Origin of the sequence: Arthrobacter sp. B0490 (assembly GCF_002929355.1) — a bacterium.
Lineage (GTDB): Bacteria > Actinomycetota > Actinomycetes > Actinomycetales > Micrococcaceae > Arthrobacter_D.
This window is the reverse complement of sequence record NZ_PJIR01000003.1, coordinates 25,477-48,777: the sequence shown is the minus strand read 5'-3', so window position 1 is coordinate 48,777 and position 23,301 is coordinate 25,477. Positions and strand designations below refer to the sequence as shown.

Below are 23,301 nucleotides of genomic sequence, written 5' to 3'. Positions count from 1 at the left end.
CACCAGCGAGACCACCAGCGGGATGACGGGCACCGCCCCCGACCCCCGCACCGCCCCGGACCGCCGCACCTACGAGGTGCGCACCTTCGGCTGCCAGATGAACGTGCACGACTCCGAGCGCATCTCCGGACTGCTCGAGGACGCCGGACTCACCCGCCTGCAGGAGGGCCAGGCCGACGTCGTCGTCTTCAACACCTGCGCGGTCCGTGAGAACGCCGACAACAAGCTCTACGGCAACCTCGGCATCCTGAAGGCCGTCAAGGAGGCACGGCCCGACCTGCAGATCGCGGTCGGCGGCTGCCTGGCCCAGAAGGACCGGGAGACGATCCTCCGCAGGGCGCCCTGGGTGGACGCCGTCTTCGGGACCCACAACATCGGTGCGTTGCCCGCCCTGCTGCAGAGGGCCCGTCACAACCAGGAGGCGCAACTCGAGATCCTCGAGTCCCTCGACGTCTTCCCGTCCACCCTGCCCACCCGGCGGGAGTCGGTCTACGCGGGCTGGGTGTCCATCTCCGTCGGCTGCAACAATACGTGCACGTTCTGCATCGTGCCGTCCCTCCGGGGCAAGGAACGGGACCGCAGGCCGGGTGAGATCCTCGCCGAGATCGAGGCCCTCGTGGCGGACGGCGCGGTCGAGGTCACGCTCCTCGGGCAGAACGTCAACTCCTACGGCGTCGAGTTCGGGGACCGCGGCGCCTTCGCGAAGCTGCTCCGCGCGTGCGGCTCCATCGAGGGACTCGAGCGGGTCCGCTTCACGAGCCCCCACCCGGCGGCGTTCACCGACGACGTCATCGATGCCATGGCCGAGACGCCCAATGTGATGCCGCAGCTCCACATGCCGCTGCAGTCCGGCTCCGACCCGGTCCTGAAGGCCATGCGGCGCTCCTACCGGTCAGCCCGCTTCCTGGGCATCCTCGAGCGCGTCCGCGCGGTGATGCCGGACGCGGCCATCTCGACGGACATCATCGTCGGTTTCCCCGGCGAGACGGAGGAGGACTTCCAGGCCACCCTCGACGTCGTCGAGGAGTCCCGCTTCGCCACGGCCTTCACGTTCCAGTACTCCCGGCGCCCCGGAACGCCCGCGGCCGACCTGCCGGACCAGCTGCCCAAGGCGGTGGTCCAGGAGCGCTTCGAACGGCTCACGGCCCTCCAGGACCGCATCGCCGGGGAGGAGAACGCGCGCCAGGTGGGCAGGACGGTCGAGGTCCTCGTCACCGACCAGCCGGGCCGCAAGGGCTCCGAGACGCACCGCCTCACCGGACGGGCGCGGGACCAGCGGCTGGTCCACTTCTCCGTCCCCGCCGGCGCCGAGACCCCACGCCCGGGCGATCTCGTGACGCTCCCGGTCACCGCGGCCGCCTCGTTCCACCTGCTGTCCGATCCCGCACCGGCCGACTACTCCGTCCGCCGCTCGCGTGCCGGGGATGCATGGGACCGGAGCCAGGCCGACTCGTGCGGCGTCCCCGCGCCGACGGACGGACCGCTCCGCCCGGTGGCCCTCGGCATGCCCTCGCTGCCCGTCCGCGCGAGCACCCCTTGACCCTGCCGGTCGTCGCGGTGGTCGGCCCGACGGGGGCGGGCAAGTCCGACCTCGGTGTCGAGCTGGCGCTGCGCCTGGACGGCGAGGTCGTCAACGCCGACGCCCTGCAGTTCTACCGGGGGATGGACATCGGCACGGCCAAGCTGCCCCCGGGGGAACGGCAGGGTATCGAGCACCACCTGCTGGATGTCCTCGACGTGACGGAGGAGGCCAGCGTCGCCGCCTACCAGCAGGACGCCCGGCGCGTCATCGACGGCATCCGCGAGCGCGGCAGGGTCCCCATCCTGGTCGGCGGCTCCGGCCTCTACGTCAGGGCGGCCCTCGATCGCCTGGAATTCCCGCCCACCGATGCCGGGGTGCGGGCGAGGCTCGAGGCGGAGCTCTCCGCCGACGGCAGCACGGCGTTCCGGGAGCGGCTCCGCGCCGTCGACCCCGCCTCGGCGGAACGGATCGACGACGACCGCCGCCTCGTCAGGGCGCTCGAGGTCCACGAGGTCAGCGGGCGCCCCTTCAGCGCCTACATGCCGCGCCGCGAGTACCACCAGCCGGCGGTCCAGATCGGCCTCGCGGTGGACCGCGACGTCCTGCGCGAACGGCTTGCCGGGCGGGTCCGGGCCATGGTCGGGGCCGGACTCGCCGAGGAGGTCCGCCGCCTCGCCGCGTCCGGCCTGCGCGACGGACGGACGGCGTCCCGCGCCCTGGGATACGGACAGTTCCTTCGGGTCCTCGACGGATCGATGTCCGAGACCGACGCCGTCGAGGACACCGTCGCGGCGACCCGGCGCTTCGCCCGGCGTCAGCTGACCTGGTTCCGCGGCGACCCGCGCGTCGCCTGGCTCGACTGGCGGGCGCCCCACCTCGCCGAGGCGGCCGCCGGGCTCGTCCGTCGCTCGGCGGGACCTATCCTAGAACGGTGACCGACTTCCCCGCCGAGACGGCGACCTCCACCGGCCAGCAGCCCGCAGGACTCCCCTTCACGAAGGGCCACGGGACGGGCAACGACTTCATCCTGACGCTCGATCCGGACGGAGAAGGGCCCATCGACGCGGCGTTCGTCGCGGCGGCCTGCGATCGCCACCGCGGGATCGGCGCCGACGGCTACATCCGGGCCGTGCGCTCGGCCGCCCTCCCCGAGGGGCGCGCCCTGCTGCAGACGGAGCCGCGCGCCGAATGGTTCATGGACTACCGCAACGGCGACGGCTCCGTCTCCGAGATGTGCGGCAACGGCGTGCGCGTCTTCGCCCACTTCCTCCTCGCCAGGGACGCCGCGGAGCTGCCCGAGGGCGGGGAGCTGGCCATCGGGACCCGCGCCGGCGTCAAGCGGGTGACCCGGTCCGGGGACGGCTACGCCGTGGACATGGGCCCCTGGGAGTTCATCCACCCGGACGCCGCCGTCGCGCGGGGCATGGACTCGCTCGTCGACATCGGGGGGCTCGACGTCGACCGGCCCGCGCTGTCCATCAGCATGGGCAACCCGCACACCGTCGTCGCACTCGCCGAACAGGCCGAGCTCGACCGCACGGAGCTGCACCGCCCGCCCCTCGTCCAGCCCGTGCCGCCGCAGGGGACCAACGTCGAACTCGTCGTGCCCGCGGATCCGCTCGTGGGGATCGACGGCGTGGGGCGCCTCACCATGCGCGTGCACGAGCGCGGTGTCGGGGAGACGCAGTCCTGCGGCACGGGGGCCTGCGCGGCGGCCGCCGGCACGAGGTTCTGGGCCGGCGACGGCGCCCCCGACCAGTGGCTCGTGACGGTACCCGGCGGCGTCGTCGGGGTGAGCTTCTTCGCCGGTCCCGACAACCGTGAGCACGTGCAGCTCAGCGGGCCGGCCGTCCTCGTGGCCGACGGCACGCTGCTGCCCGTCGGCTGAGCGGGCGGCACGGGGACCGCCCGCCGCGGGGTTCACTCCCCGCGGCGCACCTCCAGGATGCGGAACGACTTCGAGGTCTCCGCGCGCCGCACCGTGAAGTCGCCGGGCAGTTCCTCGGCGAGCCAGCGCTGCAGCGAGTCGGCGCCGAGGTTCTTCTGCACGACGAGCCACGCAGTCCCGCCGGGCGCGAGGCGCGGCAGCCAGCGCAGCAGCAGGGCGTGCAGTTCCTGCTTGCCGATCCGGATCGGCGGGTTGGACCAGATCGTGGAGAACTCGAGGCCCGCATCGACGTCATCGGGCGTGGTGGCGGTGACGTTGCCGAGACCCAGCCGCCGGGCGTTCTCCGCGGTCAGCGCGATGCACCGCTCGTTGACGTCGACGGCGAGGACCTCGGCGTCCGGCGCCTTCAGCGCCATCGTGAGCGCCAGGGGACCCCAGCCGCAGCCGAGGTCCAGCAGGCGCTGTCCCTCCGGATCCGGCACCGAGCCGAGGAGGATCGCCGTCCCCTTGTCCACGCCGTCGGGACTGAAGAGGCCCGACGAGGTCACCAGGTCCCGGCGCCGGCCCGCCAGGACGACGGCGAGGGGCCTGCGCGTGTCCGGTCCGGCCGGTCGTGCGCTGAAATAGTGCTGGGCGTCCGGCTGCGGCTCCTGCTGTGAATCCATGGAGGAAAGCCTAGTGGCACCTTCGTGCCCGTCCCTCCGCGGAGGCGCGCTCGGGCGCACCACGGTTTCGCCCGGGGAGAATCCGCTGGAGCGCCCCGATGGGCGGCCGTAGAATTGCCACACATCCAACTAGGGAGAACATGACCGAGAATCACGGGCATTCCACCGGCGCCGATATGGGCCCGGAGGAGATCCAAGCCGTCATCGACCGGATCCTGGCCAGCGACGAAGCTGCCGTGGCGAAAGCGAAGAACGGGACGAAGCCGGAGAAGACCGCAGCACCGATCGAGACGAACTGGCGTTCACGGGCACTCGCCCTCTCGGGTGACGAAGAGCCGTCGGACGCCGACGGGGACCAGCAGGACCTCGCGGAGCGCCGCGCCCTCCGGCGCGTCGCCGGACTGTCGACGGAACTCGAGGACGTCACCGAGGTCGAGTACCGGCAGTTGAGGCTGGAGCGGGTAGTCCTCGCAGGGCTGTGGAGCGAGGGGACGGCGCAGGACGCCGAGAACTCGCTGCAGGAACTCGCCGCGCTCGCCGAGACGGCCGGGTCCGAGGTGCTGGACGGCATCGTCCAGCGTCGCCTCAAGCCGGACCCCGGGACGTTCCTCGGCTCGGGCAAGGCCCAGGAGCTGAAGGACATCGTCCAGGCGACCGGAGCCGACACGGTGATCGTCGACAGCGAGCTCTCCCCGTCGCAGCGCCGGGGCCTCGAGGACATCGTCAAGGTGAAGGTCATCGACCGCACCGCCCTGATCCTCGACATCTTCGCGCAGCACGCGAAAAGCCGCGAGGGCAAGGCGCAGGTCGAGCTCGCGCAGCTCGAGTACCTGCTGCCGCGCCTCCGGGGCTGGGGCGAATCCATGTCCCGCCAGGCCGGTGGCCAGGTCGGCAGCGCGAGCGCCGGCATGGGCTCCCGCGGTCCCGGTGAGACGAAGATCGAACTCGACCGCCGGAAGATCCGCAACCGCATGGCGAAGCTGCGCCGCGAGATCGCCGGGATGAAGCCCGCGCGGGAGACGAAGCGCGCCAACCGCCGGCGCAACCAGGTTCCCTCCGTCGCGATCGCCGGCTACACGAACGCCGGCAAGTCGTCCCTGCTGAACCGGCTGACGGACGCCGGTGTCCTCGTGCAGAACGCGCTGTTCGCGACACTCGACCCGACGATCCGGCGGGCGGAGACGCCCGACGGCATCGGGTACACGCTGGCCGACACCGTCGGATTCGTCCGCTCGCTGCCCACGCAGCTCGTCGAGGCCTTCCGCTCGACCCTCGAGGAGGTCGCGGACTCCGACCTCATCCTGCACGTCGTCGACGTGTCGCACCCCGACCCGGAAGGCCAGATCGCCGCCGTGCGCGCCGTCCTGACGGAGATCGACGCCCGCAAGGTGCCCGAGATCATCGTGTTCAACAAGGCCGACGCCGCCGACCCGTTCGTCATCGAGCGGCTGCGGCAGCGTGAGCCCCGCTCCATCGTCGTGTCCGCCCGCACGGGGGCGGGGCTCACCGAGCTCCGTCAGCTCATCAGCACGAGCATCCCGCGTCCCGGGGTCAAGCTGGACCTGCTCGTGCCGTACGAGCGGGGCGAGGTCCTGAGCCGCCTGCACGAGGAGGACGTGGAGATCCTCGGCCTCGAGCACGTCGACGACGGGACGCGCCTCGAGGTGATGGTCCGTGAGGGCCTGGCGGCCGACCTGGAGCCGTACCTGCGGCATGAGTGACAGCACGCGGTCCGGCACCGCCGTCGCGGCGCCGGACCCGGCTCCCTCCACGCCCGCGACCCGCCAGGCGCTCGAACTGCTCGACGCCGCCGTGGGCGCGATGGGCGGGGAGATGCGCACCGGTCAGCACGAGATGGTGCGGCAGGTCAGTGAGGCCATCCGCTCGGGCGACCACCTGCTCGTCCAGGCCGGCACCGGGACCGGCAAGTCCCTCGCGTACCTCGTCCCGCTCATCGCGCACGCCATGGAGAGCGACCGGCCGTCGGTCGTCTCGACCGCGACCCTCGCCCTGCAGGCGCAGATCGTGGGCCGGGACCTCCCGCGCCTCCTCGAGGCCGTCCGGCCCGCCCTCGCGCGCCCCGTCGACGTCGCCCTGCTCAAGGGCCGCTCCAACTACGTCTGCCTCCACAAGACCGGCGGCGGCTTCCCCGAGGAGGACGCCCCCGACGCGCTCTTCAGCCTCGGGGAGGATGCCACGCCGCACCCGTCGCCCGAGGTCGGGGGCGCGCCCTCGTCGGCCCTCGGCCGCGAGGTGGTGAGGCTCCGCGAGTGGGCGGACGGGACGGCTACCGGCGATCGTGACGACCTCGTCCCCGGCGTGAGCGACCGGGCCTGGCGCCAGGTGTCCGTGTCCAGCATGGAGTGCCTGGGCGCCGCCCGCTGCCCGATGGCGCAGGAGTGCTTCAGCGAGAAGGCCCGGGCTGCCGCCGCGGACGCCGACATCATCATCACCAACCACGCGATGCTCGCGATCAGCGCGTTCGAGGGGCTCGCCGTCCTGCCCGAGTACGACGTCGTCGTGATCGACGAGGCCCACGAGCTGCACGACCGCGTCACCGGAGCCGTGTCCGGGCAACTCTCGGCCTCCATGGTGGGGGCGGCCTCCACCGCGCTCCGCCGCCACGCCTCCATCGGCACCTCGGCCCTCGACACCGCGGCCGCCGCCTTCGAGGCGGCCTCGGAGCTCGTCCCGTCCGGACTCCTGCCCGGCGGACTGCCGGACGACCTCGAGGAGACGCTCGCGCAGGTCCGCGACGCGGCGCGAGCCGCGCTGTCCGACACGAAGACGGACGGCAAGTCCGAGGCGGACGCCGACGGCGGGCGGCAGGTGGCCCGCTCGCGCGTCACCCTGGTCTTCGACCTCGCCGAGCGCATCCTCGCGGCCACCGACTCGAACGAGGTGGTCTGGGCGTCCCGGCCCAGCACCTTCACGCCGGGATCCGGGTACGCGCAACCGGACGAGAGTGCACCGGCGACGCTCAACGTCGCGCCCCTCTCCGTCGCGGCACGCCTGCGGGAGGGCCTCTTCGAGGACCACACGGTGATCCTGACCTCCGCGACGCTCGCCATCGGGTCCGAGTTCGGTCCCGTCGCGGGGTCGCTGGGACTCAGCGGACCCGGCGCTCCAGCCTGGACCGGCATCGACGTCGGTAGTCCGTTCGACTACCCGCGCCAGGGCGTCCTGTACGTGGCGAAGGACCTGCCCAAGCCCGAGCGCGGCACGTCCGACGCGCAGCTGCAGGAGCTGCTGGTGCTCCTCAAGGCCTCCCGCGGCGGTGCACTCGGCCTGTTCTCCTCCCGGCGGGCGGCGGAAGAGGCGGCGGAGGCGCTGCGGCCCCAGGTCGACTTCGAGATCCTGTGCCAGGGGGACTCCTCCCTCAGCGGCCTCGTGGACCGGTTCGCGGCCGAGCCGGACACGTGCCTGTTCGGCACGATGTCCCTGTGGCAGGGGGTGGACGTGCCCGGCGCGTCGTGCCGCCTCGTCGTCATCGACCGCATCCCCTTCCCCCGGCCCGACGACCCCCTCATGACGGCCCGCACGCGGGCGGTCGCCCGCAACGGCGGGAACGGCTTCATGAGCGTCTCGGCGACCCACGCCGCGGTCCGGCTCGCCCAGGGAGCCGGACGGCTCATCCGGTCCACGGGGGACAGGGGCGTCGTGGCCGTGCTCGACAGCCGCCTCGCCACGGCCCGCTACGGCGGCTTCCTCCGGGCGGCGCTGCCGCCCTTCTGGGCGACGACCGACAGGGCCACGGTCACCGGGATCCTCGAGCGCCTCTCGGGGCGCTGACCATCCCTTCCGGCGCCATGCGAAGGGCGCCGCGGTCCGGGACTGCGGCGCCCTTCGTCGGCCCGGTGGTGCGTGCCGGCGCCTAGAGGGCGCGCATCACCGAGACGACCTTGCCCATGATGCTGGCGTGGTCGCCGAGGATCGGTTCGTAGCGCGTGTTCTGGGGCAGCAGCCAAGTGTGGCCGTCGCGCTGGCGGAAGGTCTTGACCGTGGCCTCGTCGTCGAGGAGCGCGGCGACGATGTCGCCGTTCTGCGCGCTCTGCTGCTTCCGGACCACCACCCAGTCCCCGTCGCAGATCGCGGCGTCGACCATCGAGTCCCCCGAGACCCTGAGCATGAAGAGCTCCCCGTGGCCCACGAGCTGCCGGGGGAGGGGCATGACGTCCTCCACGACCTGATCCGCGAGGATCGGCCCACCGGCTGCGATGCGCCCCACGAGCGGAACCAGTGCGGTGTCGACGGCGACCCTGTGCTCGGCGGAGGACTTCCGCTCCGACGCCGATCCGTCACCGGCTGCCGGCTCGGGCGGGAGGGTCAGCGGCAGCAGGACCTCCATGGCCCTGGGACGCTTGGGGTCGCGCCGCAGGTAGCCGAGCCGCTCGAGCTGCGAGAGCTGGTGCGTCACGCTCGACAGGCTCGCCAGGCCGACGATGTCGCCGATCTCCCGCATGGAGGGCGGATAGCCCTTGTCCGCGATCGAGCGCTGGATGGTCTCGAGGATGGTCAGCTGGCGCGCGGTCAGGCCCTTCGACACCGAGCGGCCGCGGGGGCGGCCACGGCCCGCCGAGATCGGCACGGCGTCCGCCGGCACCTCGGCCGTGTTCGATTCCTGTCGGTCCGCCGGTGTTCGTTCCACCACTGTGATGCCTTTCGCCTGGGACTGCAGATCCCGTTGTGCCCGCCTGCCGCCCTCCGCCGGGGCGGGAGCGATTCTGTCAGTGGCGGGTGATTTCCTGAGGTACATCGACGCCGTGCCTGCCGCTCCGTAGCAGCAGGTGCCGTCGATGCCCTGCCCTGTTCACGCTAGGGCAGACGGATCGGCTTTTCAAACATATGTTCGAGCGAGTCTCGACAAGGGTCGTCGGTCAGTGCTAGAAATAAGCTCAGATAAATTAGAACACGCGTTCGAAACACGAGTCCAGCCCCGACCGGCTGTTCGAAGGGAAAGAGGCTACGTAATGGCTGAAGCACCAGCACTGCACGGCAGCACGGCGCTCTGGGCGCTGACCCCCACGCGTCGGGAACCGCACCTCCGTCTCGTCCGGTCCGCCCCGCCCGCGACCGCCGCGCCCATGACCGCCGCGCCCACCCGGTCCGTCCTGCTCATCCAGTCCGTCCAGCCCGCACGGACGGCGTGGACCGGACCCCGCGTACCCCGGCCCTCCGCGTCCCGCACCGCGACGCCCTCCACCTCCCCGTCCCATCCCGCCACGCAGCCCCGTACCTCCACGCAGCCCCGTACCTCCACGCAGCCCCGTACCTCCACGCAGCGGAGTGCGGAGCGGCCCGTGATACTGACGCGGCGTGGACGGCTGGTGCTGGTCGGCCTGCCGATAGCCCTCGGCGTGGCAGCCCTCATCCTCCTCGGTGCCTTCCTCACGTCGCAGGCCCAGGCCTCGGAGTCGCTGCCGGCGCCCTCCTCGACCGTCGAGGTCAGTGTGGCGGCAGGCGAGTCTCTGTGGGACCTCGCGCTCCGGTACGCGCCCGACCGCGATCCACGCGAGGTCGTGGCCGAGATGGTCGAACTCAACGACCTGCGCAGCTCCGTCGTCCAGGCCGGCCAGAGCATCGCCGTCCCGGTGGCAGGATAGGCACGGACGGTCCACCGGCCGCCCTCGCCGGTGCCCCGACCGGCGTCGTTGGCCGCGGAAGTCGGCATCGCTTAAACTGGAAGCGTGCCTTCCTCCGTCGACGCCCTCGCCAACCTCCCGCTGCGGAACGACCTCGTCGGGCTGCACCCCTACGGTGCGCCGCAGCTGGACGTCCCGATCCTGCTGAACGTCAACGAGAACACGCACGGTGTCCCGTCCGACGTGCATGCCGCCATCGTCGACGCCGTCGCCCGGGCGACCCAGGGCCTCAACCGCTACCCGGACCGCGAATTCACGGAGCTGCGCAAGAACCTCGCCGACTATCTCGGCCACGGCCTCACCCCCGACCAGCTCTGGGCGGCGAACGGCTCGAACGAAGTACTGCAGCAGGTCCTGCAGGCGTTCGGTGGGCCGGGACGGACGGCGATCGGGTTCCCGCCCACCTATTCCATGTATCCGCTGCTGGCCAGCGGTACGGGCACGCGGTACGTCACGGCGGACCGCCAGGCCGCCTATGCCATGACGCCGGAGGCCACCGCCCGGGCGGTACGTGAGTCCGCCGCCAACATCGTCTTCCTGTGCTCGCCCAACAACCCCACCGGCACGGCACTGGGCCTCGACGTCATCGAGGCGGCCTACGACGCGGGCGAGGCGGAACGGGCCATCATCATCGTCGACGAGGCGTACGGGGAGTTCGCGCAGAAGGGCACGCCGAGTGCGCTCACCCTGCTGCCGGGCCGCCCGCGGCTGCTCGTGTCCCGCACCATGAGCAAGGCGTTCGCCCTCGCCGGGGCGAGGATCGGGTACCTCGCGGCAGCCCCGGAGGTCGCGGACGCCCTGCGGCTGGTGCGCCTGCCCTACCACCTGTCGGCGATCACGCAGGCGGCGGCCAACGCCGCGCTCACCCACGCCGACACGCTGCTCGCCAACGTCGAGGCGATCAAGGTGCAGCGGGACCGGATCGTCCGGGAACTGGAGGGCCTCGGACTGTCCCCGGCACCCTCGGACGCCAACTTCGTGTTCTTCTCCGGCCTCGACGACCCGCACCGCGTCTGGGAGGGACTGCTGGAGGCGGGGGTGCTCATCCGCGACGTGGGCATCGCCGGGTCGCTCCGCGTCACCGCGGGAACAGAACCCGAGACGACGGCGTTCCTCTCCGCGCTGGAGAAGTTGCTCTAGCCCCGCCGATGGCCCGTCCCGTGGACGGGTCTCCTAGACTTGAGGGGCCGACCGGCGTGCCCCGCCGACCGTGACCCCAGCTCTCCCAGAAACGCCGATCCGTGCCCGGATGCCCGGGAGCATACAGAAGGAAAGCAATGACAGTTGATGCCGCCCCAGGCCGAACGGCCCGTATCGAGCGCGTCACGAGCGAGTCCAGCGTCCTCGTCGAACTCGACCTCGACGGCACGGGTGTGTCCTCGATCGACACCACCGTGCCCTTCTACGACCACATGCTCACGGCGCTGTCGAAGCACTCGCTGATCGACCTCACCATCAAGTCCTCCGGCGACACCCACATCGACGTCCACCACACGGTCGAGGACACCGCGATCGCGATCGGCGAGGCCCTCCGCATCGCCCTCGGGACCAAGGCCGGCATCCGCCGGTTCGGCGAGGCGACCGTCCCGCTCGACGAGGCCCTCGCGAACGCCGTCGTCGACATCTCCGGGCGCCCGTTCCTCGTCCACGGCGGCGAGCCGGCCGGCCAGGAGTACCACCTCATCGGCGGCCATTTCACGGGATCGCTCACGCGCCACGTCCTCGAGGCCCTCGCCCTCCACGCAGGGATCTGCCTGCACGTCACGGTCCTCGCGGGCCGCGACCCGCACCACATCGTCGAGGCCCAGTTCAAGGCCCTGGCCCGAGCCCTGCGCGCAGCCGTCGAATCGGATCCGCGCGTCGAGGGCATCCCGTCCACGAAGGGAGCGCTATGACCGCGCGCCGCGTCACAGTGCTCGACTACGGGTCGGGCAACGTCCGTTCCGTCGTCCGCGCCCTCGAGCACGTGGGAGCCGAGGTCGTGTTGAGCGCCAAACCCGACGACGTCCTCACGGCCGACGGCCTGCTCGTCCCCGGCGTCGGCGCGTTCGCCGCCGTCATGAAGGGGCTGAAGGACGTCGACGCACTCCGCATGATCGGTCGGCGCGTGGCCGGCGGCAGGCCCGTCCTCGGGATCTGCGTGGGCCTGCAGGTGCTCTTCGACGAGGGTGTGGAGCACGGCGTCCGGACGCCCGGCATGGGGGAGTGGCCGGGGACGGTGGAGCGGCTCCAGGCCGACGTCGTGCCGCACATGGGCTGGAACACGGTGGAGGCGCCGGCGGACACCGTCCTGTTCGACGGCATCGGCGACGAGCGTTTCTACTTCGTCCACTCCTACGGCGTCCAGGACTGGACCTTCGACGTCACGCAGCCCGCCATGAAGCCACCGCAGGTCACCTGGTCCGACCACGGCGGCCGGTTCATCGCCGCCGTCGAGAACGGGCCCCTCAGCGCCACGCAGTTCCACCCCGAGAAGTCCGGCGACGCAGGAGCCCAGCTGCTGCGGAACTGGATCGAGGGTCTCCGATGAGCCGATGCTGAGCCTCGTCCTGATGGGTGTCGCCGGCATCCTGATCGGCGGGGCGTTCTCCCTGCGCAGTCAGGACTTCCCGCGCTGGGTGTGGATCGCCTTCCTCGCGCTGGCCGGGCTGTCGCTCTTCGCCGCCTACCTGTTCACGCTCCCCGGCGACTAGCCGCAACCCTCCCCCGCCCGTTCTCCGCCCGTACGAAAGCAGACCATGAGCCCCTTCGCCGAAACACCCACGCTCGAACTCCTCCCCGCCGTCGACGTCGCCGACGGCAAGGCCGTGCGCCTGGTCCAGGGCGAGGCCGGTAGCGAGACCAGCTACGGCGACCCGGTCGACGCCGCCCTCGCGTGGCAGGAGGACGGCGCGGAGTGGGTGCACCTCGTCGACCTGGACGCCGCGTTCGGCCGCGGATCCAACCGGGACCTGCTCGAGCGCGTGGTCCGACAGCTCGAGATAAAGGTGGAACTCTCCGGCGGCATCCGCGACGACGCATCGCTCGAGGCGGCTCTGGAGCTCGGCGCCACCCGGGTCAACCTCGGCACCGCTGCACTCGAGAACCCCGAGTGGACCGAACGGGCCATCGCCCGGTACGGCGACGCCATCGCCGTCGGGCTCGACGTGCGCGGGACCACGCTCGCCGCGCGCGGCTGGACCGAGGACGGCGGAGACCTGTGGGAGGTCCTGCAGCGCCTCGAGGACGCCGGCTGTGCCCGCTACGTCGTGACGGACGTCACCAAGGACGGCACCCTCAAGGGGCCGAACATCGCCCTGCTGCGCGAGGTCCTGGCGAAGACCACCCGTCCCGTCGTCGCCTCGGGCGGCATCTCGAGCCTGGACGACATCGCGGCGCTGCGCGACCTCGTGCCCGACGGGCTCGAGGGCGCCATCGTCGGCAAGGCCCTCTACGCCGGAGCGTTCACGCTGCCGCAGGCGCTGGACGTGGCAGGGCTGCCCGACGCGTGACCGGCCGGCAGCTCCCCGCGCACATCGCGGCGGCACTCGCGGGCAACACCGCGGACTCCGCCGGGCAGGCGTGGGCCGGCCGGGACCTGTCGGGCCCGGCAAACCCGCTGCACGCCTTCGACGACGACGATGGTGCAGCCGACCGTGGTCTCTCCGCCGCCGTCTCAGGGCTCCTGGCCCCCGACCGGTCCGCGGACCAGCCGGGAGCGCGTGAGCGGGCGGTGTTCGCCGCCCTCACCACGGCGCGCGTGTTCATCCCCATCGTCGCCCGGCTGAGCGCGGGAGAGGAGGGCGCCTCCGGTCTGCAGTCCGACAAGGAGGCCGAGATGGCGCTCGTCACGCTGACGGCGCCCGACGGGCGCAAGGCGCTGCCGGTCTTCTCGTCCACGGCGGCCCTGACGCTCTGGCACCCCGAGGCACGTCCCGTGGCCGCCTACGCCGCGCGGGCCGCCCTCGCCGCCGCGGCCGAGGACGCGGAGCTGATGGTGCTGGATCCCGGGGGCGCGCTGACCGTCGTCATCCGGCGTCCCGCCGTCTGGGCCCTCGCCCGGCAGGTCGACTGGACGCCGTCCTACGAGGACACGGCCCTCGCGTCGCTCGTCGGGACCGCCGCACGCGAGGAGCAGGACATCCTCTCCGTGGCGCTCCGGCCCGCGGCCGGGGTACTCACGCGGGCCGCCGACGGTAGCATTGCTTCCGGCGGAGGGCCGGGACCCGAGCTGCGCATGGACCTGCAGCTCCGCGCCGGGCTGTCGCCGCAGGAGGTGCGCGACGCCGTCGCGTCCTTCCGCGGGAGGCTCCTGGGCCTCGCCGACTTCGTGGAACGCGTCGATTCGCTCGACATCAAACTCACCCGCTGACGGAGAGCCGTCGGCCAAGAAAGCCAGAAACGTGAACTTCGCCGTCTACCGGGACCTGCTGCGCATCCGCTCCGTACGGAGGCTGCTGCTCGTCGGGATGATCGCCCGCTTCCCCCATTCGGCGGCCGGGGTGCTGCTGACCCTGCACGTGGTGCAGACCCTCGACCGCGGGTACGCCGAGGCGGGCGCCGTCGCCGCGGTCGTCACGATCGGTATCGCCGTCGGGGCGCCGTGGCGCGGCCGCCGGATCGACGAGGCGGGCCTGCGCCGTGCGCTCATCCCGTCGGTCGTCGCGGAAGCGGTCATCTGGTCCGTCGCGCCGCACCTGTCCTACCAGTGGCTGCTCGTCGCCGCCCTCGTCGGAGGGCTCTTCACCCTCCCGGCCTTCTCGGTGATCCGCCAGGCGCTCGGCGTGCTGGTGGACGGCGACCGTCGCCGCACGGCCTTCACGCTCGACGCCATCTCGACGGAGGTCGTCTTCATGGCGGGTCCCGCCGTGGGCGTCGTCCTCGCCACCCAGGTCTCCTCCGTGCTCGGCCTGACCCTCGTCGGTATCGCCGCCGCGTCCGCCGGGCTCTTCCTCATGTGGATCGACCCGCCGACACGGTCCGAGCAGCTCCCCGACGCCACGACGGTCGCTGCCGCTGCACCGGCCGTGCTCGGCGAAGCGGCAGCGGACCTCATCGGGTTCTCGGATGCGGGCGGACGCCGCCGTGCGGCATCGACGCTCCGCAGGGGAGTGCGCCGGGCGTTCCCCTGGCTGACGGCACCGCTCGTCCTGGTCATGGTCATCGCCGCAGGGGCGGGGCTCCTCCTCTCCGGCTCCGAGGTCGGCATCGTCGCCGCCCTCGAGCACGCGGGCAAGGAGAGCCAACTCGGGCTCGTGTTCGTGGCCTGGTGCGCGGCGTCCGTCGTCGGTGGCATCCTCTACGGTGCCCTGCACCGGCCGGTCGCGCCGTCGCTGCTCCTGCTCGGCATGGCACTGCTGACGCTGCCCATGGGATTCGCCGAGACCACGCTCTCACTGGCGCTGCTGTCCATCCCCCCGGGGCTGCTGTGCGCGCCGGTCCTCTCCGCCGCGTCGGAGAAGGTCGCCGACCTCGTCGCCGAGGACCGGAGGGGTGAAGCCATGGGCTGGTACGGTTCCGCGCTGACCTCCGGCGTCGCGCTCGGGGCTCCCCTCGCGGGTGTCCTCATCGATGCCACCGGACCGTGGGGCGGCTTCACCGCCGTGTCCGCCGTCTCCGCGGTCATCGGCATCGCGGGCCTCGCCGCGCGCAGGATCGGGCGGGGCGCCGTACCGACGGGTACGGCGCCCGTCGTCTAGGGAACGATCGGGAGGGGACCGCCGTCAGTTCACCGGGCCCGTGTACTTCTCGCCCGGGCCCTGCCCCGGCGCATCGGGGATGATCGACGCCTCGCGGAAGGCGAGCTGCAGCGAGCGGAGGCCGTCGCGCAAGGGGCCGGCGTGCTGCGAACCGATCTCCGGCGCCGCAGCGGTGACGAAACCCGCAAGGGCCGTGATGAGCTTGCGTGCCTCGTCGAGGTCCTTGAGCTGTTCCGCGTTCTCCTCGTGGCCGAGACCGCACTTCACCGCCGCCGCGCTCATGAGATGCACCGCCGACGTCACGATGACCTCGACGGCGGCGACCTCGGAGATGTCCCGCATCTCCCGACGGACATCCTGCTCGGCGGCGGACGATGCGTCCCCGGCCTCGGCGCCGTGCTGGTGCTCCTCCGCGAAACTCCGCCGGGAGGCCGTCGAGGGCGCGTCGTCGGAGGAGAGCTGCGGATTGTCGTGTGGCGTGTTCATACTGGTAAGCTTGGCATAGACCAACCGGTCGCTGTTACTCGCTGTGCTCCGCAAGGAGCCGGTGAAGACGGGCCGGGATGCAAGCGGAGTCCTCTCCCACCCGCGTTTGCCTGGTGCGACCCTTGGCCGCATTACAGGCAGCCGGGTCACCTGGTCGGTCCTGCGGATGATCGCGAGGAAAGCTGACGCTTTCGTCGGACGTCGGGAACCGGTTGACGAGGCCTTCGATTGCGCATGCAATGGAAGGCCTTCTTTCGTCTGCACGCGGTTCCGGTTTGAGAATTCACAGGAGTCACACATTAGCGAGCCAAGAATCAATGATCGTATCCGCGTCCCCGAGGTGCGGTTGGTCGGGCCTGCCGGCGAACAGGTAGGGATCGTCCGTATCGAGGACGCACTCCGACTTGCCGCCGAATCCGACCTGGATCTGGTTGAGGTAGCACCGCAGGCGAAGCCTCCGGTGGCGAAGCTCATGGATTTTGGTAAGTACAAGTACGAGGCCGCCGTCAAGGCGCGTGAAGCGCGGAAGAACCAGACCAATACGGTCCTGAAGGAGATCCGCTTCCGCCTCAAGATCGACACCCATGACTACGAGACCAAGCGCGGGCATGCCATGCGCTTCCTCGGAGCGGGCGACAAGGTCAAGGCCATGATCCAGTTCCGAGGGCGTGAGCAGCAGCGGCCCGAGATGGGCATCCGCCTGCTCCAGAAGTTCGCCGAGGACGTCGCCGAGGTGGGTGTGGTCGAGTCCACGCCGCGCATCGACGGCCGCAACATGGTCATGGTCATCGGACCCACCAAGAACAAGGCCGAAGCGAAGGCCGAGGCTCGCCGTGCGACACAGCGCGCCGAGGCGAAGGCCGCCAACGAGGCTGCCAAGTCCGGCGTCGACACCGGTCGGGTCGACACCTCGGGCAGTGACAACGCGCCGTTCACGCAGTCGCTCGCCGACCTGCTGCCCGAGGGCTACGCCATCAACACCGAGCCCGAGGCGGCACCGGTGGAGACACCGGCCCCCGAGGTACCCGTGACGGCGCCGACGGAGGCACCTGCGGCGGACGCCGCGGCGCCTGTCGCACCGCCGGAAGCGCCTGCGGCCCCCACGGCTGCGAGCGCACCGAAGGCCAACCCGGTCCGCACCACGTCGGCCCCCCGGTCGACCGCGTCGCGGCCTGCAGCCGAGCGCCCTGCCACCTCCAGGCCCGCGTCGGCTCCGGCCTCCAGGCCGGCGTCGGCTCCGGCCTCGAGGCCCGCTGCGGCCGCCCCGGCCCGGCCTGCGTCTGCAGCACCCCAGGCTGCGGCACCGCAGGCTGCAGCACCCCCGGCTGCGGCGCCGGCACCGAAGCCGACCGCGGCCACCAAGCCCTCGGCCATGCCGAAGCCCGGAGCGCCGAAGCCGTCGGCGACCCCCAAGCCCGCCGGCAGGGCGGCTCCCACCAAGAGCCCGACCAGCCGTCCCAAGCCCGGCAGCACGGACTAGGGCGTCGCCCCGGTCCTGACGGGACTGTTTCGAAAACCAGCAGGCACCGACACGGTGCCGAATTCCGGGTGCGTCAGCCCCGGCTATCAGAAGGAGATCGGTCCCCATGCCGAAGATGAAGACCCACAGCGGCGCCAAGAAGCGCTTCAAGCTGACCGGAAGCGGAAAGCTCAAGCGCCAGCAGGCCAACCGCCGTCACTACCTCGAGCACAAGTCCTCGACGTTGACGCGCCGCCTCGCGAGCGATCAGATCGTCTCGAAGGCCGACACCAAGGTCATCAAGAAGATGCTGGGCATCTAACCACCTATCCACCCCGGGAAAGCGCACGCACGTCTCGTGCAGCGCTGCGGCTGCGGCCGTGACCGAAGAACAAAAGGAGTACGCACGTGGCACGTGTGAAGCGGGCAGTCAATGCCCACAAGAAGCGTCGGGTCATCCTCGAGCGCGCCAAGGGTTACCGCGGACAGCGTTCGCGCCTCTACCGCAAGGCGAAGGAGCAGCTGCTCCACTCGTTCGTCTACAGCTACGGCGACCGCCGCAAGCGCAAGGGTGACTTCCGTCGCCTGTGGATCCAGCGCATCAACGCTGCCTCCCGCGCCAACGGCCTCACCTACAACCGCCTGATCCAGGGCCTGAAGGCCGCGGAGATCCAGGTCGACCGCCGTATGCTCGCCGACCTCGCCGTCACGGACGGAGCCGCCTTCGCAGCGCTCGTCCAGATCGCGAAGAACGCCCTGCCGGCCGACACGTCGGCCCCGCTCAAGGCTTCGGCCTAGGCCCCATCGGCGGGAACGGGCCGATCGGCCCGCCCACCGGTACACGATGACCGACGACGGACGCCCCCAGGCGCCACTGATGACCAACACCCAGGCGGACCGGGTGAAGGAGGTGGCACGCCTGGCAGGGCGTCCGTCGCGTTCGAGGCGGCGCGAGTTCCTGGCCGAGGGACCACAGGCCGTCCGCGAGGCCGTGCGCCTGCACCTCGAGAGGCGCGGGACCGGGGAGGACGTCGTCGTCGCCGCCTATGCGACGCCGGAGGCCCTCGCACGGCACGCGGACATCGCAGGGCTGTTCGGCCAGGCCGGAGCACCCGTCCTGCGGCACGCGACCCCCGAGGTGCTGGCCGCGATGTCCTCGACGGTCACGCCCCAGGGGTTCGTGGCGGTCTGCAGGTTCGTCGACGCCCCCCTCGAGGAGGTGCTCGCCACGGCACCGCGCCTCGTGGCCGTGCTGGTCGAGGTGAGGGACCCCGGCAATGCCGGCACCATCATCCGGGCCGCCGACTCCGCGGGTGCGGACGCCGTCATCCTGACCGGTGCGAGTGTCGATCCCTACAACCCGAAGACGGTGCGGTCCACCGTCGGGTCGCTGTTCCATCTGCCGCTGGTGCTCGGCGTCGAGCTCGACGGACTGATCGGTACCCTGAAGGACGCGGGGATGACGGTGTTGGCGGCGGACGGTTACGGCGCCGTGGACCTCGACGACCTGCAGGACGCGAGCGCCGCCCGCAGGTTCGGGACGGCGCGGACCATCGGACCCGACCCTGCGGCCGTCCGGCTGGAAGGTCCCAGCGCTTGGCTCTTCGGCAACGAGGCGCAGGGCCTGCCCCCGCAGGTGACCGCTGCTGCCGATGCGCGGGTCGCCGTGCCCGTCTACGGGGACGCGGAGTCCCTCAACGTCGGCACGGCCGCGACGGTGTGCCTCTACGCGTCGGCCCGCGCGCAGCGCCCCGCCTGACGGACGCCCCGGTCCGCGCGCAGCGCTTCAGCCGACCGGGACCGACCGCCGCTCGGTCCGCGGCCCGCGACCCCTGTCCATCCTGCCGCTGACCATCGCCACGCCGAGGCCGAGCACGGCGAGGCCGGCTCCGACCAGGGCGGGCGCGGTGAAGCCCCAGCCCGCGGTGATGACGGCGCCTCCGAGCGCTGCACCGAGCGCGTTCGCCAGGTTCAGCGAGGAGTGGTTCATCGAGGAGGCGAGGGACGGCGCCCCGGGTGAGACGTCGAGGAGTCGTGCCTGCAGGGGCGGGATGAGGGTGGAACCCGTCGCGCCGACGAGGAACACGAAGAGGCAGGCGCTCCAGGGGGTGCCTGCCGCCAGAGGGAAGACCAGCAGCACGGCGGCGATCGCCGCCATGGACCCGTAGATACTCCCCATGATCGATCTGTCCGCGAGTCGTCCGCCCAGGATGTTGCCGACGACCATGCCCATGCCGTACAGCGCGACGACGAACGGCAGCAGGGACGCCCGCACCCCTGCCACCTCGGTCATCACCGGGGAGATGTAGGAGTACACGGCGAAGAAGCCGCCGAAGCCGACGATCCCGATGAGCAGCGTCATCCACAGCTGCGGGCGGCGCAGCGCCCCCAGCTCGCCCCGGATGCTCGCGCCCTCCCGTACCGGGAGGGCCGGGACGAAGGCCCTGATCAGCACCAGCGTCCCCGCCCCGATCAGCCCCACGAGCAGGAACATGGAACGCCAGCCGAACTGCTGGCCGATCCAGGTGGCGAACGGCACCCCGACCACGTTCGCGATGCTGAGCCCGAGCATCACCATGGAGATGGCGCGCCCGCGCCTGGCCGGGTCGGCGAGGGACGCGGCGATGACGGCTGCCACACCGAAGTAGGCGCCGTGCGGGAGCCCCGAGAGGAACCGCGACGCGAGCATCCACCCGAAGCCCGAGGCGAGGAACGAGGACATGTTGGCCAGGGTGATGACCAGCATGAGGGCGAGGGCGACGGTGCGCTGCGGCTTCTTCGCGCCCAGCGTGGCGAGGATCGGCGCTCCGACGACCACGCCCAGTGCGTAGGCGGAGATGACGTGTCCGCCCCGCTCGTAGTCGACGCCGAGATCGGCACGCATGTCCTCGAGCAGGCCCATGATGGTGAATTCTGTGGTCCCGAGGGCGAAGCCCCCCATGGCGAGCGCCCCGATGGCGAGGGCCAGGGGCCGGCCCGTGAGCCGCTGGGAGGGAATCGGACGCGAAACGGGGGTGGTCATGGGTGTCCTTGCGGCGGGTTCTGGGCGAGGGAAGGGCCGCCGGTGCACCCGGGGGAGAAGACGCGGCGACGCGGACGCCGTCGTCTCCCTCAAGGGTAGGGGATGGTCGCGCCGCGGTGGAAAGCACAACCGGATGTGCTGACCCGCAGGAGAGCCCACGGCGGTGGTGGCCGGCGTGGATAGACTCGGCGAGTGATGCAACCCGCAGAGACCGTGCTCCGCCAGATCGTCGGGGCGGCCGTCGTCGATTCACTCAGCCACCCCACCCGGCTCCTCGTCGCCCGGAGGACCGCGCCTCCGCAGTTCGCGGGGATGTGGGAGTTCCCCGGGGGCAAGGTGGAGCCCGGCGAGACGTGCGAGGGCGCGTTGCTGCGTGAACTCGGCGAGGAACTCGGCATCGAGGCACGGCTGGGCCCGGAGGTGTCCGGCCCCGGCCCCCAGGGGTGGCCGCTTCATGCGACGGCGGCGATGCGCGTGTGGTTCGCCGAGGTCTCCGCCGGCGAGGCCGAGCCCCTGCAGGACCACGACGAGGTGCGCTGGGTCCCGCTGGCTCCCGGCCACGAGCTCGACGCCCTGCCGTGGATCCCCGCCGATCGACCGATCCTCGACGCCCTGCGTGCCGCGACCCGCCTCATCGGCCGGAGCTAGAACAGCGTCGCCTGGACCGCACCCGGTGTGGCCGTGGGCGGGACCGACGCCGGTTCCGCGTTGCCCGCGGGCGCGAGGTTGCGGAAGAAACCGGCTCCCGCCGCCAGGCCGTGCTTCCCGCGGAAGACCCTGATCCTGCCCGACAGCCAGTCCCGGTACTCCTTCGACGCGTAGCTCCCGCCGCGGTAGAGCGTCTCGTACCGCGGGACGAGCTGAGGGTGGTGCGCGGCGAGCCACTGCATGAACCATTCGCGGGAGCCCGGCCTCAGGTGCAGGGGGCCGGCGGAGACCCCCGTCGCTCCTGCCGCCGCCAAAGCACCGAACAACGCGTCGAGCGATTCGTCGCCGTCCGTGAGCCAGGGGAGGATCGGCATGGCCATGACACCGCAGGGCAGACCTGCCTCGCGCAGCCGGGAGATGAGCGCCAGCCGCGCCTTCGGAGCGGGAGTCCCCGGCTCGATCGACTCGGCGAGCACGGGGTCCACGAGCGCGAGGGAGATCCCCATCCCGACCGTGACCGACTGTGCCGCGGCCTTCAGCAGCGGGAGGTCGCGTGCCAGGAGCGTGCCCTTCGTGAGGATGGAGAAGGGCGTCCCCGAGTCGGTCAGGGCCGTGATGATCCCCGGCATGAGCCTGTAGCGGCCCTCAGCCCGCTGGTACGGATCGGTGTTCGTCCCCAGGGCCACGTGCTCGCGCGTCCAGGAGGGGCGGGCCAGTTCGCGGGCGAGCACGTCGCCGGCGTTGATCTTGACGACCAGCTGCGCGTCGAAGTCGAGCCCCGTATCGAGGTCCAGGTAGCTGTGCGTCTTGCGGGCGAAGCAGTAGACGCAGGCGTGCGAGCAGCCCCGGAACGGATTGATGGTCCAGGAGAACGGCATGGACGACGTCGGCGGAACCCTGTTGAGGACCGATCTGGCAGCGACCTCGTGGAAGGTGATCCCGGCGAACTCGGGCGTCCGGACGCTCCTGACCAGTCCGGCCAGGGGCAGCAGGGCCGGCTTTGCCGGCGCGACGTCATCCGCTGTCACCGTCTGGCCGTCCCATCGCATGCATCCAGTAGAACACGTGTTCTAATTCGATGCCATCGTCGGCTCACCTGACCTAGGCTGGGCCCATGATCCTGCTGACCGGCTTCGAACCCTTCGGGGGAGAATCGACCAATCCGTCCTGGCAGGCGGCCCGGCGTGCGGCGGAGCTCCTCCGCGAGCAGGGGAGAGAGGCGGCCGCCGTCGAGCTCCCCTGTGCCTTCGGGCGGAGCATCGACGCACTGGAGGCCGCGCTCGGGCGGTTCCCCGCGGAGATCGTGCTGTGCGTGGGGCAGGCCGGCGGGCGGGGGGATGTCTCGGTGGAACGCGTCGCCATCAACGTCGACGACGCCCGGATCCCCGACAACGCCGGACGACGTCCCATCGACGAGCCCGTGGTGCCCGGTGGGCCCGCCGCCTACTTCTCCTCCCTGCCCATCAAGGCGTGCCGGGAGGCCGTGGCGGCCCTCGGTATCCCGGTCGAGGTGTCGCAGACGGCAGGGACGTACGTCTGCAACCACGTCTTCTACGGGCTCATGCACCTGCTCGCGCAGCACGCCGGACCGCGCGGGGGCTTCGTCCACGTCCCGTTCTCCACCGAGCAGGGCGAGGCGCACGGGCAGCCGGGACTCGCGATCGACGTGATGGCCGTAGCCCTCGCCGCCATCGCGACGACGGCGGCGGACACCGACCGGGACGTGCGGGTCGCGGCCGGCGCGGAGCACTGACCCGCGGGACGGTCACCGCCGTCGCGTCCGCCTCGCGAACGAGGAGGCGGCGGCCCTCACCGTACCGGCGAGCGGCCGTGGCGGGCGCTCGCGGTAGCCGCCGTCGGACAGCCCTGCCCCGCGCTCGAACAGGTTGCGCGACGCCGGGTCGCCCGTCCGCAGGAGCGAATAGGCGGCGGCAGCCAGGTACGCGGGCAGGAACGGGAGGCCGAGGCACGCGGCGTACTGCCCGGTGTGCCGCGCCTCGTGCTCGAGCAGCCGGGTGAAGCCGGCAGGAGGATCGTGCGGCACGGTGCCCCGCAGCAGCACCACGCTGCCCACCGTGAAGGCCCTGGCCTTCGGGAGGCGCCGCCGGTAGCCCTCGGCGAGCAGGATCCCACGCGGGCCGGCCGTGATCCGGCATCCCGAGAGGGCGGCCACAGCGAGGCCGCACGGCGTCGAGAGGTTGATCCAGTTCAGCAGCGGCACGAGCCTCCGGTCCATGTCGCCATGGTACCGGCGGAGGATCCTGCCCACCCGGAGCCCCGCCCCGGCTGCG

At 71.8% G+C, this 23,301-nt stretch carries 25 protein-coding genes; 19 read left to right on the top strand and 6 right to left on the bottom strand.

The genetic code is table 11. The annotated features are described in order from the left end of the window. Positions 1 to 22: 22 nt before the first annotated feature. From miaB to dapF, 3 genes are read left to right on the top strand one after another with little or no spacing between them, the layout of a single operon-like run. The gene (gene miaB / locus CXQ97_RS05795) at positions 23 to 1,540 is read left to right on the top strand and encodes a tRNA (N6-isopentenyl adenosine(37)-C2)-methylthiotransferase MiaB (protein WP_104180301.1); all 1,518 of its coding nucleotides are present in this window, start codon (positions 23 to 25) and stop codon (positions 1,538 to 1,540) included. Then, the gene (gene miaA / locus CXQ97_RS05790; protein WP_258062330.1) at positions 1,537 to 2,457 is read left to right on the top strand and encodes a tRNA (adenosine(37)-N6)-dimethylallyltransferase MiaA; all 921 of its coding nucleotides are present in this window, start codon (positions 1,537 to 1,539) and stop codon (positions 2,455 to 2,457) included. Before miaB ends, miaA begins: the two co-directional genes overlap by 4 nt. Continuing rightward, complete coding sequence (dapF, locus tag CXQ97_RS05785; protein WP_104179916.1) at positions 2,454 to 3,410, top strand: diaminopimelate epimerase; 957 nt, start codon at positions 2,454 to 2,456, stop codon at positions 3,408 to 3,410. The genes miaA and dapF overlap by 4 nt, the downstream gene beginning before the upstream one ends. Positions 3,411 to 3,442: 32 nt before the next feature. Here dapF and CXQ97_RS05780 read toward each other — a convergent pair whose 3' ends face one another. Next, positions 3,443 to 4,075: a class I SAM-dependent methyltransferase gene (locus tag CXQ97_RS05780; RefSeq protein ID WP_104179915.1), complete on the bottom strand. Its 633-nt coding sequence runs from the start codon at positions 4,073 to 4,075 to the stop codon at positions 3,443 to 3,445. 140 nt (positions 4,076 to 4,215) lie between these two features. Here CXQ97_RS05780 and hflX point away from each other — a divergent pair, with 140 nt between their 5' ends. Together hflX and CXQ97_RS05770 are read left to right on the top strand one after the other, a co-directional pair. After that, on the top strand, positions 4,216 to 5,796 hold the full coding sequence (gene hflX, locus CXQ97_RS05775; RefSeq protein WP_104179914.1) for a GTPase HflX: 1,581 nt from the start codon (positions 4,216 to 4,218) through the stop codon (positions 5,794 to 5,796). Next, positions 5,789 to 7,867 carry an ATP-dependent DNA helicase gene (locus CXQ97_RS05770; protein ID WP_104179913.1) on the top strand — a complete coding sequence of 693 codons (2,079 nt, stop codon included), beginning with the start codon at positions 5,789 to 5,791 and terminating at the stop codon, positions 7,865 to 7,867. Before hflX ends, CXQ97_RS05770 begins: the two co-directional genes overlap by 8 nt. An 82-nt stretch (positions 7,868 to 7,949) precedes the next feature. Here the strand turns inward: CXQ97_RS05770 and lexA are convergent, their stop codons facing one another. Next, positions 7,950 to 8,663, bottom strand: a complete 714-nt coding sequence (gene lexA / locus CXQ97_RS05765) for a transcriptional repressor LexA (protein WP_219815388.1) — start codon at positions 8,661 to 8,663, stop codon at positions 7,950 to 7,952. Between the two features lie 382 nt (positions 8,664 to 9,045). On the opposite strand from lexA, the gene CXQ97_RS20525 reads away from it, so the two are divergent. The 8 genes from CXQ97_RS20525 to CXQ97_RS05730 all read left to right on the top strand — a co-directional run bounded on the left by CXQ97_RS20525 (position 9,046) and on the right by CXQ97_RS05730 (position 15,395). Continuing rightward, on the top strand, positions 9,046 to 9,678 hold the full coding sequence (locus CXQ97_RS20525; protein WP_306739488.1) for a LysM peptidoglycan-binding domain-containing protein: 633 nt from the start codon (positions 9,046 to 9,048) through the stop codon (positions 9,676 to 9,678). Between the two features lie 84 nt (positions 9,679 to 9,762). Further along, on the top strand, positions 9,763 to 10,857 hold the full coding sequence (locus tag CXQ97_RS05755) for a histidinol-phosphate transaminase (protein ID WP_104179911.1): 1,095 nt from the start codon (positions 9,763 to 9,765) through the stop codon (positions 10,855 to 10,857). Positions 10,858 to 10,994: 137 nt separating this feature from the next. Next, entirely contained in the window at positions 10,995 to 11,612 is a 618-nt protein-coding gene (gene hisB, locus CXQ97_RS05750; protein WP_104179910.1) for an imidazoleglycerol-phosphate dehydratase HisB, read from the top strand. Continuing rightward, a complete protein-coding gene (gene hisH / locus CXQ97_RS05745; protein WP_104179909.1) occupies positions 11,609 to 12,247 on the top strand; it encodes an imidazole glycerol phosphate synthase subunit HisH in 639 nt (212 codons plus the stop codon). The genes hisB and hisH overlap by 4 nt, the downstream gene beginning before the upstream one ends. 4 nt (positions 12,248 to 12,251) lie before the next feature. Then, on the top strand, positions 12,252 to 12,410 hold the full coding sequence (locus CXQ97_RS19760; RefSeq protein ID WP_181034991.1) for a hypothetical protein: 159 nt from the start codon (positions 12,252 to 12,254) through the stop codon (positions 12,408 to 12,410). A 45-nt stretch (positions 12,411 to 12,455) separates the two neighbouring features. Further along, positions 12,456 to 13,208: a bifunctional 1-(5-phosphoribosyl)-5-((5-phosphoribosylamino)methylideneamino)imidazole-4-carboxamide isomerase/phosphoribosylanthranilate isomerase PriA gene (gene priA, locus CXQ97_RS05740; RefSeq protein ID WP_104179908.1), complete on the top strand. Its 753-nt coding sequence runs from the start codon at positions 12,456 to 12,458 to the stop codon at positions 13,206 to 13,208. Then, the gene (locus CXQ97_RS05735) at positions 13,205 to 14,068 is read left to right on the top strand and encodes an SseB family protein (RefSeq protein ID WP_104179907.1); all 864 of its coding nucleotides are present in this window, start codon (positions 13,205 to 13,207) and stop codon (positions 14,066 to 14,068) included. Before priA ends, CXQ97_RS05735 begins: the two co-directional genes overlap by 4 nt. 31 nt (positions 14,069 to 14,099) lie before the next feature. After that, entirely contained in the window at positions 14,100 to 15,395 is a 1,296-nt protein-coding gene (locus tag CXQ97_RS05730; protein ID WP_104179906.1) for an MFS transporter, read from the top strand. 24 nt (positions 15,396 to 15,419) lie between these two features. Here CXQ97_RS05730 and CXQ97_RS05725 read toward each other — a convergent pair whose 3' ends face one another. Continuing rightward, entirely contained in the window at positions 15,420 to 15,881 is a 462-nt protein-coding gene (locus tag CXQ97_RS05725; protein WP_104179905.1) for a DUF1844 domain-containing protein, read from the bottom strand. Between the two features lie 298 nt (positions 15,882 to 16,179). Here CXQ97_RS05725 and infC point away from each other — a divergent pair, with 298 nt between their 5' ends. The 4 genes from infC to CXQ97_RS05705 all read left to right on the top strand — a co-directional run bounded on the left by infC (position 16,180) and on the right by CXQ97_RS05705 (position 19,099). After that, a complete protein-coding gene (gene infC / locus CXQ97_RS05720) occupies positions 16,180 to 17,361 on the top strand; it encodes a translation initiation factor IF-3 (RefSeq protein ID WP_258062415.1) in 1,182 nt (393 codons plus the stop codon). Positions 17,362 to 17,467: 106 nt separating this feature from the next. Next, positions 17,468 to 17,662, top strand: a complete 195-nt coding sequence (rpmI, locus tag CXQ97_RS05715) for a 50S ribosomal protein L35 (RefSeq protein WP_055772451.1) — start codon at positions 17,468 to 17,470, stop codon at positions 17,660 to 17,662. 86 nt (positions 17,663 to 17,748) lie between these two features. Further along, complete coding sequence (rplT, locus tag CXQ97_RS05710) at positions 17,749 to 18,138, top strand: 50S ribosomal protein L20 (protein ID WP_055772447.1); 390 nt, start codon at positions 17,749 to 17,751, stop codon at positions 18,136 to 18,138. Between the two features lie 46 nt (positions 18,139 to 18,184). Beyond that, a complete protein-coding gene (locus CXQ97_RS05705; RefSeq protein WP_104179903.1) occupies positions 18,185 to 19,099 on the top strand; it encodes an RNA methyltransferase in 915 nt (304 codons plus the stop codon). Between the two features lie 27 nt (positions 19,100 to 19,126). On the opposite strand, the gene CXQ97_RS05700 is transcribed toward CXQ97_RS05705, so the two are convergent. Further along, complete coding sequence (locus CXQ97_RS05700; protein ID WP_104179902.1) at positions 19,127 to 20,362, bottom strand: MFS transporter; 1,236 nt, start codon at positions 20,360 to 20,362, stop codon at positions 19,127 to 19,129. 195 nt (positions 20,363 to 20,557) lie between these two features. On the opposite strand from CXQ97_RS05700, the gene CXQ97_RS05695 reads away from it, so the two are divergent. Beyond that, on the top strand, positions 20,558 to 21,010 hold the full coding sequence (locus tag CXQ97_RS05695) for a (deoxy)nucleoside triphosphate pyrophosphohydrolase (protein WP_104179901.1): 453 nt from the start codon (positions 20,558 to 20,560) through the stop codon (positions 21,008 to 21,010). On the opposite strand, the gene CXQ97_RS05690 is transcribed toward CXQ97_RS05695, so the two are convergent. Beyond that, positions 21,007 to 22,059: an Rv2578c family radical SAM protein gene (locus CXQ97_RS05690; protein ID WP_104179900.1), complete on the bottom strand. Its 1,053-nt coding sequence runs from the start codon at positions 22,057 to 22,059 to the stop codon at positions 21,007 to 21,009. The two genes, CXQ97_RS05695 and CXQ97_RS05690, sit on opposite strands and share 4 nt — an antisense overlap. A gap of 65 nt (positions 22,060 to 22,124) precedes the next feature. Here CXQ97_RS05690 and pcp point away from each other — a divergent pair, with 65 nt between their 5' ends. After that, positions 22,125 to 22,763 (top strand): pyroglutamyl-peptidase I, encoded by a 639-nt coding sequence (gene pcp / locus CXQ97_RS05685; RefSeq protein WP_104179899.1) that lies wholly within the window; start codon positions 22,125 to 22,127, stop codon positions 22,761 to 22,763. Between the two features lie 12 nt (positions 22,764 to 22,775). Here pcp and CXQ97_RS05680 read toward each other — a convergent pair whose 3' ends face one another. Continuing rightward, on the bottom strand, positions 22,776 to 23,246 hold the full coding sequence (locus tag CXQ97_RS05680) for a DUF4157 domain-containing protein (protein WP_104179898.1): 471 nt from the start codon (positions 23,244 to 23,246) through the stop codon (positions 22,776 to 22,778). Positions 23,247 to 23,301 lie beyond the last annotated feature (55 nt).

Coding starts and splice junctions, on each gene's coding strand:
- miaB (WP_104180301.1), top strand. CDS start 23: ATGACGGGCACCGCCCCCGACCCCCGCACCGCCCCGGACCGCCGCACC.
- CXQ97_RS05780 (WP_104179915.1), bottom strand. CDS start 4,075: ATGGATTCACAGCAGGAGCCGCAGCCGGACGCCCAGCACTATTTCAGC.
- hflX (WP_104179914.1), top strand. CDS start 4,216: ATGACCGAGAATCACGGGCATTCCACCGGCGCCGATATGGGCCCGGAG.
- CXQ97_RS05770 (WP_104179913.1), top strand. CDS start 5,789: ATGAGTGACAGCACGCGGTCCGGCACCGCCGTCGCGGCGCCGGACCCG.
- CXQ97_RS20525 (WP_306739488.1), top strand. CDS start 9,046: ATGGCTGAAGCACCAGCACTGCACGGCAGCACGGCGCTCTGGGCGCTG.
- hisB (WP_104179910.1), top strand. CDS start 10,995: ATGACAGTTGATGCCGCCCCAGGCCGAACGGCCCGTATCGAGCGCGTC.
- hisH (WP_104179909.1), top strand. CDS start 11,609: ATGACCGCGCGCCGCGTCACAGTGCTCGACTACGGGTCGGGCAACGTC.
- CXQ97_RS19760 (WP_181034991.1), top strand. CDS start 12,252: ATGCTGAGCCTCGTCCTGATGGGTGTCGCCGGCATCCTGATCGGCGGG.
- priA (WP_104179908.1), top strand. CDS start 12,456: ATGAGCCCCTTCGCCGAAACACCCACGCTCGAACTCCTCCCCGCCGTC.
- CXQ97_RS05725 (WP_104179905.1), bottom strand. CDS start 15,881: ATGAACACGCCACACGACAATCCGCAGCTCTCCTCCGACGACGCGCCC.
- rpmI (WP_055772451.1), top strand. CDS start 17,468: ATGCCGAAGATGAAGACCCACAGCGGCGCCAAGAAGCGCTTCAAGCTG.
- CXQ97_RS05705 (WP_104179903.1), top strand. CDS start 18,185: ATGACCGACGACGGACGCCCCCAGGCGCCACTGATGACCAACACCCAG.
- CXQ97_RS05700 (WP_104179902.1), bottom strand. CDS start 20,362: ATGACCACCCCCGTTTCGCGTCCGATTCCCTCCCAGCGGCTCACGGGC.
- CXQ97_RS05695 (WP_104179901.1), top strand. CDS start 20,558: ATGCAACCCGCAGAGACCGTGCTCCGCCAGATCGTCGGGGCGGCCGTC.
- CXQ97_RS05690 (WP_104179900.1), bottom strand. CDS start 22,059: ATGCGATGGGACGGCCAGACGGTGACAGCGGATGACGTCGCGCCGGCA.
- pcp (WP_104179899.1), top strand. CDS start 22,125: ATGATCCTGCTGACCGGCTTCGAACCCTTCGGGGGAGAATCGACCAAT.
- CXQ97_RS05680 (WP_104179898.1), bottom strand. CDS start 23,246: ATGGACCGGAGGCTCGTGCCGCTGCTGAACTGGATCAACCTCTCGACG.